This is a genomic window from Streptomyces sp. NPDC059850, from assembly GCF_042731515.1.
Classification (GTDB): domain Bacteria; phylum Actinomycetota; class Actinomycetes; order Streptomycetales; family Streptomycetaceae; genus Streptomyces.
Genome location: NZ_JBHWJI010000001.1, coordinates 1 through 15,339, shown reverse-complemented (window position 1 = coordinate 15,339; position 15,339 = coordinate 1). Strand labels below are relative to the sequence as shown.

Genomic DNA, 15,339 nt, shown 5'->3' with positions numbered 1-15,339 from the left:
ATGGCGTCGCCGTTACGTTCCGCCTGGCGCGAGGTGCCCCGCTCGCGGGTGCGCCACTTCGCCCGGCTCGCCCTGGACGAGGTGCCGGTCCTCGCCGAGGACATCTTCCGCGAGATCCGCCGCGAATACCCGAACCTGGTCATCGTCCCGGACGAGAACGGCGAACCGGTGGCGCTGGTGGGCATCCGGCGCGCCCTCGAACACTTCGTCCAGTACGTGTCGGACGGCTCCGGCGGCCCCGGCGAACACCCCGAGGTGTTCCAGGAGTTCGGCCGTGGCCAGGTGCAGCACGGCCGCAGCCTCGACTCGCTCCAGGCCATGTACCGGCTGGGCGTACGGCTCGCCTGGCGCCGCCTCGCCGAGATCGGCCAGCAGGTCGAGATCCCGGCGCCCGCCATGTACGAACTCGCCGAGTCCGGTTTCGAGTACCTGGACGGGCTGGTCGCCGAGTCCATGCGCGGCTACGCCGAGGCCGCCGCGCGCCAGGCGGGGGAGCGGCTGCGGCTCCAGCGGCGGCTGCTCGACCTCCTCCTCGCCGAACGCCCCCGCAAGAGCCCCGCCGACGCCGACGCCCTCGCCGATGTCCTCGCCGAGCGGGCCGCCCGCATCGGCTGGCCGCTGCCCGAGCGGGTCGCCGTCGCCGTACTGCTGCGCCCCGCGCGCGAGGCGCTGGCCCCCGCCGTCGGCCGGGACGTCCTCCTCGACATGGAGTGCGAACAGCCGCGCATGGTCCTCCCCGACCCCGAGGAGGCGGGCCGCCCCGAGCTGCTGCGCCGCGCCACCGCTGGGTGGTCGGGCGCGGTCGGCCCGCCCGTACCGCTCGCCGAGGCCGCCAAGTCGCTGCGCTGGGCGGCGGCCGCGGTCCGGCTGATGGAGCGCGGGCTGCTGCCCGCCGGGGAGTTGCTGCACTGCACCGAGCACACCGAGGCGCTGGTGCTGCTGCCCCCGGAGGAGCTGATCGACGCCCTGGCCCGCCGCCGTCTCGCCCCGCTCGCCGGGTGCGGCCCCGCCCAGGGGCGCCGCCTCGCCGAGACGCTGCTGGCGTGGCTGGAGACGCGGGGCGGCGCGCCGGAGATCGCGGACCGGCTGGGGGTGCATCCGCAGACCGTGCGCTATCGGCTCCGCCAGATCAGGGAGCTGTGGGGCGACGAGGTGGAGGATCCGGACCGCCGCTTCGAGCTGGAGTTGGTGCTGCGGGCGCAGCGGCTCCGCGGCGACCTGCTGCCGCCGCTGCCGTAGCGTTTTATTCACCAGTCCTGTCAGCGGTTCTGTCGGCGGTCTTGTCAGCGACTGCCAAGGTCTTTGCGCAACCGTTGCCGTGAGAAGTGGCCTATGCGTAACCTATGTTCGCGATACCGGTCAATAGCCGGGATCTCGAACACTGTTATCTGGACCAGAAGGGGTGGGCGAACCACATGGGACGCCTCGTGCCCGCGGTGACCCGGGCTCTGGACATTCTTGAGCTGTTCCTCGACGGCGACGGCACACTCTCCGCCCCCGAGATCACCCGCCGCCTCGGGCTGCCCCGGACCACCGTCCACGAGCTGGTGACCACTCTGGCCGCCCGCTCCTATCTGGTCCAGGTGCCCGAGCAGCCCGGCCGCTACCGGCTCGGTGTGCGCCCGTACCAGCTCGGCAGCCGGTACGCGGAACAGCTCGACCTGGCCGCCGAGGGCAGGCAGGTCGCCCAGAGCGTCGCCGAGACCTGCGACGAGACCGTCCATGTGGCCATTCTGGAGGGCACGGACGTCATCTACATCGCCAAGGTCGACTCCACTCACGCCGTGCGCATGGTCTCCGCCGCGGGCCGCAAGCTGCCCGCCCACTGCACGTCGGTCGGCAAGATGCTGCTCGCCTCCCTCCCGGAGGACGAGCTGACCGCCCGGTTCCCCGAGGACCGGCCGCTGGCCGCCATGACGGACAACAGCATCACGTCCCCGGCCGAGCTGCACCGCCACCTGGCCGCCGTGCGGGAGCGCGGCGTCGCGGTCGAGCGGCAGGAGTCCAACCCCGATGTGAGCTGCGTGGCCGCCCCGGTGCGGGATTCGGCGGGCAAGGTGGTGGCGGCGCTGTCCATCTCGGTGCCGACGATCCGCTGGAGCGAGGAGCGCCAGGCGGAGCTGGAGGAACTGGCGGCCAAGGGCGCGGGCGAGCTGTCCGTACGCCTCGGACACCGGAGGGGACGCGGCATATGAGCGGGCGGTCGAGCGGGCGGGTATGGGACGTGGCGGTCCGGGCGACCGCCGAACTGGGCGAGGGCCCCACCTGGGACGCCGCCGCCGGGCGGCTGATCTGGGTGGACATCCTCTCCGCCCGCGTCCACACCTACGACCCGGCCACCGGGCGGCACACCACCCTGGCCACTGAGCAGCACGTCGGCGCGGCGAAGCCGCGGGCGGGCGGCGGGCTGGTGGTCAATCTGCGCGATGGCGTGGGCCTGTACGACTCCGCGTCGTCCCCCGCCTCGTCCTCCGCGTCGGCCTTCCGCTGGCTGGTCCGCGACCCCGTCCCCGGCCGCCGGGGCAACGACGCGGCCGTCGCCCCGGACGGCTCCCTGTGGGCGGGCACCATGCGCTACGACGAGCGGGCGGGCGGCGGCACCCTCTCCCGTATCGGCTCCGACGGCGCCGTGGCGGAGATCCTGCCGGACGTGGCGGTCAGCAACGGCACCGGCTGGAGCCCGGACGGCCGCCTCATGTACTACGTCGACTCCCCGACCCGCCGCATCGACGTCTTCGACGTCACGGGCGAGGCCGTCACCGGCCGCCGCCCCCTCGCCCACATCGAGGACGGCGCGGGCTTCCCGGACGGGCTGTGCGTCGACGCCGACGGCTGCGTCTGGGTCGCCCTCTGGGACGGCGCCGCGATCCGCCGCTACACCCCGGACGGCACACTCGATCGGGTGATCCCGCTGCCCTTCCCCCGCCCCACCGCATGCGCCTTCGGCGGGTCCGGTCTCAGCGACCTGTACGTGTCCTCGGCGCGCGTAGGCCTGGGCCTCACCGCCCCACCGCTGGCGGGTTCGGTCCTGGTCATCCCGGACGCGGGCCGGGGCCTGGCGCAGCCGTCGTTCGCGGGCTGAACCACCGGCGGACCCACCGGCCCTCCGCACAAGATCCTCACACCGGGTAGGCCCCACGCACTCCGCAGGTCACATAACCTGCCGGGCGAAATGAACGACGCGCACACCTCCCGCCGAAAGCCGAAGCCCCGCCGCCGAGGCCGCCGCGCCCGCCGGGGGCGTGGCCGCCGGGTACTGATCATGGCCGCGGTACTGGGCCCCGTACTGGCCGCGGTGTTCGTGGCCGAACTGGCCACCGAGGGCTACTGGCGCACCCCGGCCCCGAAGCCGTCCCCGGAGTCCCCGGAGCGACCGGTGTCGGACCGTACGGAGCCTGCCGCGTCGCGTGCCGCGCGTACGGCTGCCCCCGCCGAGGAGACCAGCAGCGAGCCCGAGGCCTCGCCCACCCCCGACGACCCGGACCCGTCCGACGACAACGCCCCGCCGTCCCCGGACGCACCTCGCGCCCCCTCGCCCGGGGACGACCCGGCCCCCGACCCCACACACCCGGCCCCGCCCTCCTCATCGGCCCCGGCCCCCACCCCGTCGCCGACCTGCACCCGTTTCCTGTGGTGGTGCGCCTGAGCCGGGCGCCTATGACCAGGGACAAACTCACCGTTGCTCCGCTTGGGGGTGGCTCTCAGGCCATCCCACGTTCAGGCCGCTCCGGCACATTTCGCCTGTCCGGGCCCCCAACTCAACAGGAGCGACCATGTCCACCCCCAACCGCCGAGGCGTCCTCTCCGGCGCTGTCGGCGCCGCTGCCGGTCTCGTGATCGCCCAGACCACGGCGTCTGCCGCCTCGCCCTCGCGGGGCCCCGAGCGGCGCGAGCCGCTGGCCGCCGGGCCCGGTAAGAAGTGGGACCTCGACGGCAACGCGCAGCGTTTCCGTGGCAACACGTTCGTCTGCCCCGTGCCCCAGGACTCGGCGTTCTTCCACGCCGAGACCAAGGCGATGGAGATCATGAAGCGGTCCTCCCTCGCCGATCAGTACGTCTGCCTGCCGCAGCAGAGCATGCACATGACGGTGTTTGACGCCATGACGCAGAACACCCTCATCGACAAGCAACTCCCGGCCTGGCTCGCCGACTGCACCGATGTCTCCGAGGTGTCCCAGCGATTCCTCGCGCGCCTCCAGGAATCGAAGCTGACCCCGCTGAGCCCGATCAGGATGAAGGTCAAGGGCTTCCGCCCCTTCGACGCCAACTTCACGATGGACCTCACCCCCGCCGACGACGCCACCTTCCACACCCTCTGGACGGCCCGCCGGGAACTGAGCGCCCTGCTGGAGATCCGGCCGTCGGACTTCGAGACCTACCAGTTCCACTCGACCATCGGCTACCGCCTGGTCAAGCCGCTGCCATCCGACACGCCGCCCATGGAGCGACTGGCCGCCAAATGCTCCGCACTCTTCACCGGCGACGCCGCCACCGTGACTATGGAGCACCCGGCGCTCAACGTCTTCGACGACATGCTCGCGTTCCCGCGCCTGTGGCAATTGCCGAAGGCCTGATCCGGGTGCCAGCCAGCGGTCGCCGAGCAGACGGGTGGCCTCTTGGGCGGCGAGGTCCAGGGCATCGTTGAGGACATCCGGGCGGCGTCCTCCGGATCCGAGTCGCCAGAGGCGGCATGATCGACCCCGCCCGTGTGTCAGGGGGACAGCGCACGGGCGGGGCACCATCGAGCGAGGGTCAGAACGAGGTGAGAATGTGGTCCGGACTCTCGAACCAGAAATGGTGATCTTGGTGCGTGATGGTGAGCCCGAAGCGTTCCCACCCCGGACGGTCGTTCTGTTCGAACCAGTCCCAGCATCGCGCGGCGACTGCCCAGACCTCCCGTTTCCCACTTTCACGGTAGGAGAGAGGCCGCCCCCCTTCGTACTGCGCTTCGGCTGAGGACCCGTCCGGCAGGACCAGGCGCCGCATCACCCGATCGTCCTCTGTGCCGTATTGCAGTTCCACCCCCGGAAGGTGGGCGGCCAGCAGGAACTTGAACCGGTAGTCGTCGAAGGCTTCGAGGGGGATGTCCGCCTTACCTTCCTGGTGGACTCCGGGAGTGCCGGGGGCCGCGCGGGCGTAGGTGGTGGCGTCGTGTCGTGCGGCCATGAACGTGCCGCCGTCCGGGTGGAAATGGCCCTGAAGGTTCCCCTCCCCGTCTGCGGTGAGGACGGCGAGCCCGACACTGAGCGGGGGCATGACGTTGGCGATCAGCCGTCCCCCGGGCGTGACAGCCATGCGCAGCGATTGGTTGATTCGGGGCAGTCCGCAGGTGGCCACCACGCGATCGTAGGTACGTGTCCACTGATGCTCGCTCGCGTCGCAGGTCAGTACCGTTGGGCTGTGTCCGCATGCCTGGAGGCGGTCCCTGGCACTGCTGGTGAGTTCCGGATCGATGTCCGCAGTGGTGAGCTGTTTCGCGTCCCGGAGTCGATGAGCGATCAGGGAAGCGTTGTAGCCCGTTCCGGTGCCGAGTTCCAACACTGTGTGGTCGTCCGCGATGTCCAGGGCTTCGAGCATGCGGACCATGAGACTGGGTGCGGTGCTGGATGAGCTGGGCGTTCCGATCCAACCGCCCTCGACGGCGTGCATCGTCGCCGGGTCAAGGTGCGTAACGAGCGTGGCATTCGTGTAGATCGGGTCCTGCCATGCGGGGCCGTCGCTGGCGTTGACTCGGCGCCATACGGTCGGGACTCCGCCTTGGTTCTGGTAGTAGTGCGGCACGAATTCGTGTCGTGGAGTGTCTTGGATTGCCGCGCGCCAATGCGGGGAGCGAAGATCCTCCGACGCCTCAAGAGCGTCGGCCAAAGCGCGGGCCTGTGATCGCCAGTTCAAGAAGTGCACCAGCCTTTCAGGGTGTTCGCGACGGCATCGGCCAGCGCGCATTGATCGTTGAGCCACGCCCATTGGCCAGACGGATTGGCTTCCAGGAATGTCCACTTGCCATCGGGGCGGACGATGAAATCGAAGGCGGCGTAGGTAAGCCTCATTGCCTCCATGTACGTGGCGACCGCCCGGCTGATCTCCTGTGGGGTCTCGACGGCGGAGTACGACAAGGCGTCGTAATAGGTACGCCAGTCGAGGCTGGCGGCCTCGCTGTGTGCATCGATCCTGACACTGTGGCAGGTACCCCCGATCGAGAAGAGACGGACCTCAAAGGCGCCCTCGATCCACTCTTGAAACAGGTGAGCGGTCGTCTCGATCCCGTTCAAGTCGCTCAGGTCCACGACGCGGGTGTACATCGTTTCCACGCCGATGGACTCATGGGCAATGTAGGGAATGCCCATGGGTTTGGTGATGATCGGGCCTTGGGTGTCCTTTGCGAATTGCGTGACCGCGTCCGGACAGTTGGTGATCAGTGTCCGTGGAGTGTCTAACCCAGCGTTCGAGGCCGCACGGAGCTGTTCGGGTTTGAACTCCGCTGCGGCGGCGTGGCTTGGGTGGTTCATCCATCGGGGCCACCCGGCGGCAAGCCCTGTCAGGATGCCGCCAAACCCGATCCGGGCTGCGCCTCGCGCCCAATGCGCGTCTGACACTGACAGGTCAGGGAACGTGACTTGATTCGGCCGGTTCCAGTACACCGCCCTGACGTCTGCCAGTTCAACGCTGCGATGAGCTGTTACGAGTGTCCCGGACCATGCCCCGGACCCGTTGTGATGGCCGCGCAGTTCCACCTCTCGGGGGAACTGCGCGGTGTCCATCCGAAAGACGGGCACATGTGCGGTGCGGAGTGCTTCAACGACCAAATCAGTCGCCGCGTCATGCAATCCGTCCACGATCAGGACAGTAGTCACTCGATCACGCCGGGGTCGCCGCCCTCGTCCGAGGGAGGCGGGTTCTTGATGTCGCCGTCCTGGTTGGTTTTCTGTGAGGTTGCCATGGTCGTCAGCGGGGTTCCGTCCGGGTACGCGGACGTCTGGGTTTCCGGGTTGTAGACGGGGCGCAACCCGGTCGCTGATTCGGGCAGGGGCTGCCGTACCAGCGCGCCACGGACCGCGTAGGGCCTGATCGCGCTGGGACTGACTGCCACCGGTACAGGCGATTGGAGGGGGATCGGGGATGCGAGTTGCACGGTATCTCCTTGGGTCTCGGTGATGGATGGGACCGATGGTGCCCCCGCTGCTGGGCGAACGTGAGTGGGTTCTTCAGCAGCGGGCTTTGCTACTCCCCCTGGTGGTCGGAGGGGGAGTCCCGCCCGGCGCACCGGGGGATGCGCTCGGACGGGGGGCTTGAAGGGGCGTTGTGCCCCTCGACCCGTTCCGGGGTGCGGTCATTCAGATCGGAACATGTCAGTCTTTTCTTTGTCTGCGAATGCACCTCTATCCCTGTGTTGGAAGCACCCTGCCCCGCAAAGCGGGAGTCTCCGGGGTGCCCATAGGTCGCATGCATGTCCATGTCGTTGATGACCGTATGAAAAAGTTCAAGGCTTCTTTCGCGGGCAGACTTCTCAAGCCTGGACACCAGCTCGGCGCACAGCTCGCAAGATTCCGGATCAACGGGGCCGCTTCGAGGCACGAGCAGACCGGTTAGGGGGTGCACTGTGCGAGATCCTTTCTGGTGGTACCCACCCCTGCCGGGATTCTGAATAGGACGGGGAGCCACAAATTCAGTACGTCCGGCAGAGGCGGAGCTAATCACTGGCCAGCGTGACGGCCTCTGCGTCCCGCCAGGGCCTGTCGAACTCGCCTGAACAACTGGTGCCTTGCGATTTCCTGTCCTTCGCTGCCTTCACACATGTGACACTCGAAAGGACAGCGCGGGTACTCAGGGCGAGGCAGATAGACCGCACCCGATTCGTCTTTGGTGCCGCCGTACTCTGTCCACCAATCTTTCGGCGAGTCCTCATGCGGCGTGCCCGCGAACTGGCTTTCGTTGCTCTTACATGTCTCGTCTGTCACAACATTCGCCCCATCGGGCCGAATTGATTCCGCCGCCTGATGTCCTCGCGCATGCGCTCCCGAAGCTGAGCCATCAGGGGACTGTCGCCGCCCTCGCCCTGGTTGTGCTCGGGGCCGCCGTCAGGATCGGCGTCAGGGCACTTCGGGTGGCCGCAACTGCACACGGGCCAGGAGGGTGCGGATCGAATCGAGGGCTCGCCATTCTCGGGGTGGTCGACCTTCACCGCTCCGTCCCCCTATGTGCATGGAAGAAGCGGGGGACGTACGGAGGTGCCGGGTCCGTGTCCCAGAAGATCGGGGCCCGCTGGTCAACCGGGACTCGGGGCAGGTGAAGGGTGGGAGGGTCCTCGCGCAAGGTCGGACACGGCGAACGGGCCGGGGTCAGGACAGGCGGCGAAGGCGCAATGGATACGGGACGAGTCGCGAGGTAGGTAGCGCTGTGCCGTTCTGGCTGTCGGCCAACCAGGCGCGGTAACGCCCGCAGTAGCCGTTCCGCCAGTCGAGCGATCCTCTTCCACACGTTGGCGCTCCCCTCCGGTGTCTCCATGGCCCCGGCAGGTGGTAGAGCACCTGGAGCCCCCTCGCTCTCAGTAGTCAGTCAACAACGGATCGCTGAGTCGAAAGTGCACAAGAAGTGCACAAGTGCCGGGGCGCGGGTAGTCGGCCCTGAGAGACTGGCGACCAAAAGCACTCTCGGCGGGAAGAGCGCAGTTCATGGAGACAGACACCGTTAGCCCGGGCGCGAACGTCGCGCGCCTTCGCAAGGACCGAGGTTGGGGCCAGGAGTATCTGGCACGGCGAGCTGGCATGTCCAAGTCGCAGCTCGGCAAGATCGAGCGCGGCGAACGCGCCCTCAGCCAGGTGATGGGGGCCGCACTCGCCACCGTGTTCGGCATCACGCTGGACGAACTCCTCAAACCCGCTCCCGTCCCGGCCGGGGACGAGGACAGCCTTAATTCGCTTCGCGCCGCCATTCGACGATTTGACCTTCCTCAAGGCCCGCCGGACGAGCAAGTGGCTCTCGAACATGAGGTGGCTGAGCTACTTCAACTGCGAGACGCCGCCGACCTCAAGCGTGTGACACACAAGCTCCCCGACGTCCTGTCACGAGCGCAGGACTCGGCTCATGCGACCGGTCAGCCGCAAGACTGGGGCAGGGTCGCCGACGTCTACAGCACGGTGTACTGGCTGGCCGCACGGCACCGCTGGATGACCTTGGCCGAATTGGCCGTAGCGAGGCAGAAGCAGGCCTCGGAACGAGCCGATGCCCTCTCCCTGGCGATCGCCGCACGCGATGAGGCCGGTACCTTCCTCAATGGCGGTGACTTCGCCGGAGGATTGGCCGTCATCGACCGTGCCGTGGTCATGGCTGAGACGACGCTGACCGGCCGGGACCGCCATCTCGGCCTGGGAATCCTCCATCTCCGGGGAATGACGCTCGCCGGGCGTCTAGGGGACGTGGCGACGGCTCAGCGTCACGTCGAGGCAGCCTGGCATGCTGCCGAACTCGTCGGAACAGACCTGAACGTCCGGGGAATGCTGTTTGGCCCTGACAACACGGCCACCCACGTGATCGCGACCGAGACGGACACCGAGCAGTACCGCGAGGCGGTGGCAACGGCCGCCGATCTGTTCCGGGAGGGCACTGCGCTGCCGCCGACCCGAATCGGCCCGACGCACATGAACGTATCGAGAGCGAAGCTGGCCCTCAAAGACCGGGATGGAGCACTCGACTCGTTGGCCGAAGCTTGGGAAGTGGTCCCGCAGATGGCCAAGGTGCATCCCACGAGCCAGGAACTCAGCCGCGTTCTCACTCACCTGCACAAGCGCAGCAACCCGAAGCTCAACAGGATCGCCAAGAAGGCGGGGATCAGGCTGTGACCTGTGGGCCGCGTGGCCGGGGCGTTGCGCCTTAGTCTGCATGGGTGACCGTCGATCTGGTTCTGCTGCCGCGTGTCGCCTATCGGGGGCGGGAGGTTACCGCGCCTCGGCTTCGGGCGCTGCTCGCGTTGCTCGCGGGGGATGTGCGGGCGGGGTGTGGTGTCGAGCGGCTGGTGGCGGGGCTGTGGACGGGGGAGTTGCCGGAGCGGCCGGTGAAGGCGGTGCAGGTGCGTCGAAGATCGTTACCTGATAACGAGGAGAATGGAACCGGTAAAACCGGTGATCGGCCGCTCGCGAGCGGGCGTGACCAGTGCATTGCTCTGCGCCCCTCTTTTGGGTGATGGCACTCGGGCGGGTTTCGAAGTAGTTTCAAAGTCATGAGCGCCGAGAGTGCAGCCGTGAACTTCTCCGAGCTGGTGAACAAGAACAAGCAGACGCTTGCCCGGCTCCAGGAATCGCCGAGACTCCTCCTGCACCGCAGAGACGGCGAGGATCTAGTCCTCACCACCGCGGCCCGGGCCGAGCAGGACCAGACTGTGGTGTCAGCCGCCACCCGGATGCTGACCGCGATGGCTCGCCGGGAGCCCGGCAGCATGGAACTACTGCTCGACATACTGCCGGACGCCTTCCCTTGGGTCCGGTTCCTGCCGGAGCCCGATCTCCACGCCTTCGCCGTCGAACTGGTCGACACCATGCGCGCCGCTGACTCGCTCGGCAACAACGCATCCGTCGCCCAACTGCTCATCGCCTGGGAGCACACCGCCGAGGTCTACTCCGACCCCGAACTGCTGGCCGCGCTGACACGGGACCACGGCGAAGACTACGGCCCGGTACCGGACCCGCGGAACGTCGCGTGACCGCAGGCCGCGGCGACCGTGCCGCACCCCCGGCACCGGATGGCCACTGGGAAGTCCGCTTCGCTGACGCCGCCTCGGCCAAAGGCTGGGAGAGCCTCGCCCAGCAGGCCAGTGAGAACACCTACCGCGCCTGGATCACCATGCGCACCACCCCCAGACCGGCCACCGAGACATCCCGGCACCACCGCCTCAAGGGCGGTCTGGCACATGGAACCCACCGTGGGCACATCTGCGAGCAGTGGCAGATCGAGGTGACCGGCGGCGGCCGCATCTGGTACCTCCTCGACTCCGTCCGGGTGACTTGCTGGATCACCTTCGCAGGCACGGGGCACCCGCGAGCCACAGACCGGCGCTGACAACCACGTGGACAGCGGAACAGGACGGCGAGAATCACGGCCTGCCTGCGGCTGCGGCGAGGCACGGGCCACCTCGGCGGAGCGTACTCACTTTGACCGGGCCGCACAGCTGGGGCCGTTGCGCCTAGTCTGCATGGGTGAGCACCGATCTGGTTCTGCTGCCGCGTGTCGCCTATCGCGGGCGGGAGGTCACCGCGCCTCGGCTTCGGGGGTTGCTCGCGTTGCTCGCGGGGGATGTGCGGGCGGGGTGTGGTGTCGAGCGGCTGGTGGCGGGGTTGTGGGCGGGGGAGTTGCCGGAGCGGCCGGGGAAGGCGGTGCAGGTGCTCGTGTCCAGGGCGCGGGCGCAGCTGGGGGCCGATGTCATCGTCGGCACGCCGACCGGGTATCGGCTCGCCCTCGCCGAGGATCGGGTCGACAGCTCCGCTCTGCTGCTGCACGCCGCCGCGAGCGCGGAGCGGGCCAGGGCCGGGGATCACGCGGGGGCGCTGGCGGCGGCCGAGGCCGGGCTTGGGTTGTGGGAGGGGAGCCCTGACGGGGGCGGGGAGGCGGAGGATCCCGTGGCCGCGTTGCGCGCCGAGCGCGCGCCCGTCCGGGGCGCGCTCGTACGGGCGCGGGCGCTCGCGCTCGCCCGGCTGGGGCGGTACGCGGAGGCGGCCGGGCCGCTGGCCGGGGCCGCCGCGGAGCGTCCGCGCGACGAGGAGGTGCTGGCCGAGCTGCTGCGCTGTGAGGCGGCGACGGCGGGCCCGTCCGCCGCGCTGACGCGGTACGAGGCGTACCGCCGTGAGCTGCGCGAGACGCTGGGCACCGATCCGGGCGCCGGGCTCCGGGACGTACAGCGGGAGCTGCTGCGCGGCGGCGAGGCGCCGGTGGTCCGGCACGGGGTGCCGCACGAGCCGAACCCGCTGCTGGGACGGGACGAGGACATCGCGGCCGTGGAGCGGTTGCTGGGTGCGTCCCGTGCCGTCACTGTCGTGGGGCCCGGCGGCCTCGGCAAGACCCGGCTGGCGCACGCCGTCAGCCGGGGGGCAGAGCAGCGGGTGGTGTACTGCGTGCCGCTCGCGGGTGTCACCGCGGACGAGGACGTTGCCGCCGAGGTGGCCTCCGCGCTCGGTGCGGGGGAGCGGCGGCACGGCGCGCTCGGCGGCCATGCCGCGGCCGATCCGGCCGACCCGGTGTCCGGCATCCTCGGTGTGCTCGGCTCCGGGCCCGCGCTGCTGGTGCTGGACAACTGCGAGCAGGTCATCCGGGGCGCCGCCGACCTCGTACGGGCCCTCGTCTCCGCCTCGAAGGACCTGCGGGTGCTCGCCACCAGCCGGGCCCCGCTGGGCCTCACGTCGGAGGCGGTGTACGCGCTGCCGGAGCTGTGCCCCGACACCTCGGCCGAGCTGTTCACGCAGCGGGCCCGGGCCGCCCGCCCCGGCGTGGCGCTGCCGCCGGACACGGTGGCCGCGCTGTGCCGCCACCTCGACGGGCTGCCGCTGGCCGTGGAGCTGGCCGCCGCGCGGGTGCGGGTGCTGTCGGTGCCGGAGATCGCCCGCCGCCTCGGCGACCGGTTCGCGCTGCTGCGCGGCGGCGCGCGCGACACCCCGGAGCGCCACCGCACCCTGCACGCGGTCGTGGAGTGGAGCTGGAACCTGCTCGCGGAGGACGGCAGGGCGGCGCTGCGCACGCTGTCCGTCTTTCCTGGCGGCTTCTCCGGCGAGGCGGGCGAGAAGGTGCTGGGGGAGGACGCGCTGTCCCTGCTGGAGCAGTTGGCCGGTCAGTCGCTGCTGACCGTCGTCGATACCCCGGTGGGGGTTCGGTTCCGGATGCTGGAGACCGTACGGGAGTTCAGCGCGGCCCGGCGCGCGGAGGCGGGCGAGGAAGAGGCGGCCATCGGCCGGTTCGTCGCCTGGGCGCGGGACTTCGGGGTCGCGCACCACGACTGGCTCTTCGGCCCGGAACCCCTGGCGGCCGGGGAGTGGATCAGACCCGAGCAGGACAACCTCGTACTGGCCCTGCGGTACGCCCTGGCCCGTACGGACGGCCCCACCACCGCCGCCCTCACCGCCGTCCTCGCCGCCCTGTGGTCCACCGACTCCGACTACCCCCGCCTCGCCACCCTCGCCGCGGACACCGGCCCGCCGCTGTCGCACTACCACCCCGAGCCCGGGTACGTCGAAGTCGCCCGCACCGCGGCGGTGTTGTGCACGGCGGGCCTGTTCATGAACTTCGGCCCGCACGTCGTACGCCACCTCGTCACCCTCCGGCGGCTGCCCCCGGCCCCGCCGGACACGCTGCTGCGCGCCACCTCGGTGGTGCTGAGCGCGGTCCCCGAGATGCTGCCTCCCCGCTACGACGTGCTGCGGAAGCTCTGCGACAGCGAGCGGCCGCTGGTCGTCGGCATCGCCGAGTGCGTCGCCACGTACGTCTGGGAGTACGAGCACGACATCGACGGCGCGCTGGCCTCGGCGCGGCGGATGATCGCCGCGCTGGCGGCGAGCGACAACCCGTCCCTGGGGGTCATGGCCCACTCCCGGCTGAGCGAGCTGTGCTTGAAGGTGGGGGAGGGCGAGGCCGCGTACGGGTACCTCAGGACCGCGCTGGAGACGCTGCGGCGGCTCGGCGGCGAGCACGACTACATCGGCATCCGCTGGGGCCTGGCCCTCGCCTGTCTGCAGCGCGGCGATCCCGACGAGGCCGAGTACTGGCTGCGGCAGGCGGAGGGGGACAGCGCGCGGCAGCAGGACGCCTTCTACAGCCCCGACCTCGGCGTGCGCGCCGAGATCGCGCTCACGCGTGGGCAGACGGAGGCCGGGCTCGGCCTGTGGCGGGGCGCCGTGGAGCGGATGTTCGAGGCCGGTTCGCCGTACGGCGGCGACCCCTGGGTCGACCAGTGGGCGCTGCAGATCCACTCGGCTGCGGTGACGGCGCACGCCCACGCCGGTCGCCCGGAGCTGGTCGCGGAGCAGACCGAACGGCTGCGGACGCTGCTGTCCGGCCCGTCCTGCCCACCCATGGAGCTGCCTGTTCTCGGGACGGTGCTGCACGCGCTCGGGATGGCGGGGATCGCGTCGGGGGACGTGGCCGCCGTACGGATGATCGCGCTGGCCGAACGGCTGCGGGTGCTGCGCGAGTTCCAGCCGACGATGTCGGCGGCCCGCGCCCGGCGGGCGGCCGAGGAGGCCGACGGGAACGCTGCCGGGGCGGCGTACGCCGACGCGGTGTCGGAGTACGCCGCCCTCGGGCGGGACGCGTTGCGGGAGGCCGCCCGCGCGCTCATTTCGGGTCGCGCCTGAACAGCGACTTCGACCAGAAGTAGCCGAGCACGGTCAGACCCAGGGACCAGCCGATCGTGATCCACCCGTTGTTGCCGATCTCGCTGCCGAGCAGCAGCCCGCGCAGGGTCTCGATGGCGGGGGTGAACGGCTGGTACTCGGCGATCGGCTGGAACCAGCCCGGCATCGCGTCGACCGGCACGAAGGCGCTGGAGATGAACGGGAGCATGATCAGCGGCATCGCGTTGTTGCTGGCCGCCTCGGCGTTCGGGCTGGCCATGCCCATCCCGACGGCCATCCAGGTGAGCGCCGTGGCGAAGAGCACGAGCAGCCCGAACGCCGCCAGCCACTCCAGGAGCGTGGCGTCCGTGGACCGGAAGCCGATGGCCACGGCGACGGCGCCGACGAGCACCACGCTGATGACCGCCTGCAGCACGCTGCCGACGACGTGCCCGATGAGCACGGAGCCTCGGTGGATCGCCATCGTGCGGAAGCGGGCGATGATGCCCTCCGTCATATCCATGGAGACGGATACCGCGGTCCCTGCCGGGGTGGCGCCGATGGTCATCACCAGGATGCCCGGGACGAGATAGGCGATGTACTGGGAGCGGTCGGCACCGCCGCCCCCGATGCCCGCGCTCATCACGTCGCCGAAGACGTAGACGAAGAGGAGCAGCAGGACGATCGGCGTCAGGAGGATGTTCAGCGTGAGGGAGGGGTAGCGCCGGGCGTGGAGGAGGTTGCGGCGCAGCATGGTGGCGGAGTCGCGGACGGCGAGGGGGAGAGTGCTCATCGGACGGTCTCCTTGGGCTGGTTGGGCTGGTTGGGCTGGTTGGGGACGGTGTTGTCGCCGGTGAGGGCGAAGAAGACGTCGTCGAGGTCGGGGGTGTGCACGGTCAGTTCGTCGGCCTCGATTCCGGCGGAGTCCAGCCAGTCGAGGAGGGAGCGCAGTTCGCGCTGGCTGCCGTCGCTGGGGATCTGCAGGGCGAGGGCTTCGTCGTCCCGGGTGGCCTCGCGCAGCGTGGCGGCGGCG

13 protein-coding genes and 2 pseudogenes are annotated in these 15,339 nt (G+C 70.1%); 10 read left to right on the top strand and 5 right to left on the bottom strand.

Features of this window, described 5'->3' with window-relative positions; translation table 11 throughout:
* From ACFV9T_RS00075 to ACFV9T_RS00055, 5 genes are all read left to right on the top strand, one after another.
* A complete protein-coding gene (locus tag ACFV9T_RS00075) occupies nt 1-1,239 on the top strand; it encodes a helix-turn-helix domain-containing protein (RefSeq protein ID WP_385435785.1) in 1,239 nt (412 codons plus the stop codon).
* Between the two features lie 176 nt (nt 1,240-1,415).
* Nucleotides 1,416-2,195: an IclR family transcriptional regulator gene (locus tag ACFV9T_RS00070; RefSeq protein ID WP_385435784.1), complete on the top strand. Its 780-nt coding sequence runs from the start codon at nt 1,416-1,418 to the stop codon at nt 2,193-2,195.
* A complete protein-coding gene (locus ACFV9T_RS00065; RefSeq protein ID WP_385435783.1) occupies nt 2,192-3,082 on the top strand; it encodes an SMP-30/gluconolactonase/LRE family protein in 891 nt (296 codons plus the stop codon). The genes ACFV9T_RS00070 and ACFV9T_RS00065 overlap by 4 nt, the downstream gene beginning before the upstream one ends.
* A 90-nt stretch (nt 3,083-3,172) precedes the next feature.
* Entirely contained in the window at nt 3,173-3,646 is a 474-nt protein-coding gene (locus ACFV9T_RS00060; protein ID WP_385435782.1) for a hypothetical protein, read from the top strand.
* 127 nt (nt 3,647-3,773) lie between these two features.
* Nucleotides 3,774-4,574 carry a DUF1868 domain-containing protein gene (locus ACFV9T_RS00055; protein WP_385435781.1) on the top strand — a complete coding sequence of 267 codons (801 nt, stop codon included), beginning with the start codon at nt 3,774-3,776 and terminating at the stop codon, nt 4,572-4,574.
* Nucleotides 4,575-4,752: 178 nt separating this feature from the next.
* Here ACFV9T_RS00055 and ACFV9T_RS00050 read toward each other — a convergent pair whose 3' ends face one another.
* From ACFV9T_RS00050 to ACFV9T_RS00040, 3 genes are all read right to left on the bottom strand, one after another.
* Nucleotides 4,753-5,781, bottom strand: coding sequence for a methyltransferase domain-containing protein (locus ACFV9T_RS00050; protein ID WP_385435780.1), 1,029 nt, complete (start codon nt 5,779-5,781; stop codon nt 4,753-4,755).
* 107 nt (nt 5,782-5,888) lie between these two features.
* Entirely contained in the window at nt 5,889-6,833 is a 945-nt protein-coding gene (locus tag ACFV9T_RS00045; RefSeq protein ID WP_385435779.1) for an MvdC/MvdD family ATP grasp protein, read from the bottom strand.
* Nucleotides 6,834-6,847: 14 nt separating this feature from the next.
* Nucleotides 6,848-7,087 (bottom strand): hypothetical protein, encoded by a 240-nt coding sequence (locus ACFV9T_RS00040; RefSeq protein ID WP_385435778.1) that lies wholly within the window; start codon nt 7,085-7,087, stop codon nt 6,848-6,850.
* 1,582 nt (nt 7,088-8,669) lie between these two features.
* Between ACFV9T_RS00040 and ACFV9T_RS00035 the strand changes: the two genes are divergently transcribed.
* The 5 genes and pseudogenes from ACFV9T_RS00035 to ACFV9T_RS00015 all read left to right on the top strand — a co-directional run bounded on the left by ACFV9T_RS00035 (nt 8,670) and on the right by ACFV9T_RS00015 (nt 14,327).
* Nucleotides 8,670-9,836 carry a helix-turn-helix domain-containing protein gene (locus tag ACFV9T_RS00035; protein ID WP_385435777.1) on the top strand — a complete coding sequence of 389 codons (1,167 nt, stop codon included), beginning with the start codon at nt 8,670-8,672 and terminating at the stop codon, nt 9,834-9,836.
* Nucleotides 9,837-9,880: 44 nt separating this feature from the next.
* Nucleotides 9,881-10,066: pseudogene (locus ACFV9T_RS00030) on the top strand (hypothetical protein); the annotation flags it as partial.
* A gap of 147 nt (nt 10,067-10,213) precedes the next feature.
* On the top strand, nt 10,214-10,693 hold the full coding sequence (locus tag ACFV9T_RS00025) for a hypothetical protein (protein ID WP_385435776.1): 480 nt from the start codon (nt 10,214-10,216) through the stop codon (nt 10,691-10,693).
* Nucleotides 10,690-11,049, top strand: a complete 360-nt coding sequence (locus ACFV9T_RS00020; RefSeq protein WP_385435775.1) for a hypothetical protein — start codon at nt 10,690-10,692, stop codon at nt 11,047-11,049. Before ACFV9T_RS00025 ends, ACFV9T_RS00020 begins: the two co-directional genes overlap by 4 nt.
* 137 nt (nt 11,050-11,186) lie before the next feature.
* On the top strand, nt 11,187-14,327 hold the full coding sequence (locus tag ACFV9T_RS00015) for an ATP-binding protein (protein ID WP_385435774.1): 3,141 nt from the start codon (nt 11,187-11,189) through the stop codon (nt 14,325-14,327).
* Here the strand turns inward: ACFV9T_RS00015 and ACFV9T_RS00010 are convergent.
* Nucleotides 14,308-15,099 (bottom strand): ABC transporter permease, encoded by a 792-nt coding sequence (locus ACFV9T_RS00010; protein ID WP_385435773.1) that lies wholly within the window; start codon nt 15,097-15,099, stop codon nt 14,308-14,310. The genes ACFV9T_RS00015 and ACFV9T_RS00010 overlap by 20 nt on opposite strands.
* Nucleotides 15,096-15,339: pseudogene (locus tag ACFV9T_RS00005) on the bottom strand (ABC transporter); the annotation flags it as partial. The gene ACFV9T_RS00010 and the pseudogene ACFV9T_RS00005, both read right to left, overlap by 4 nt.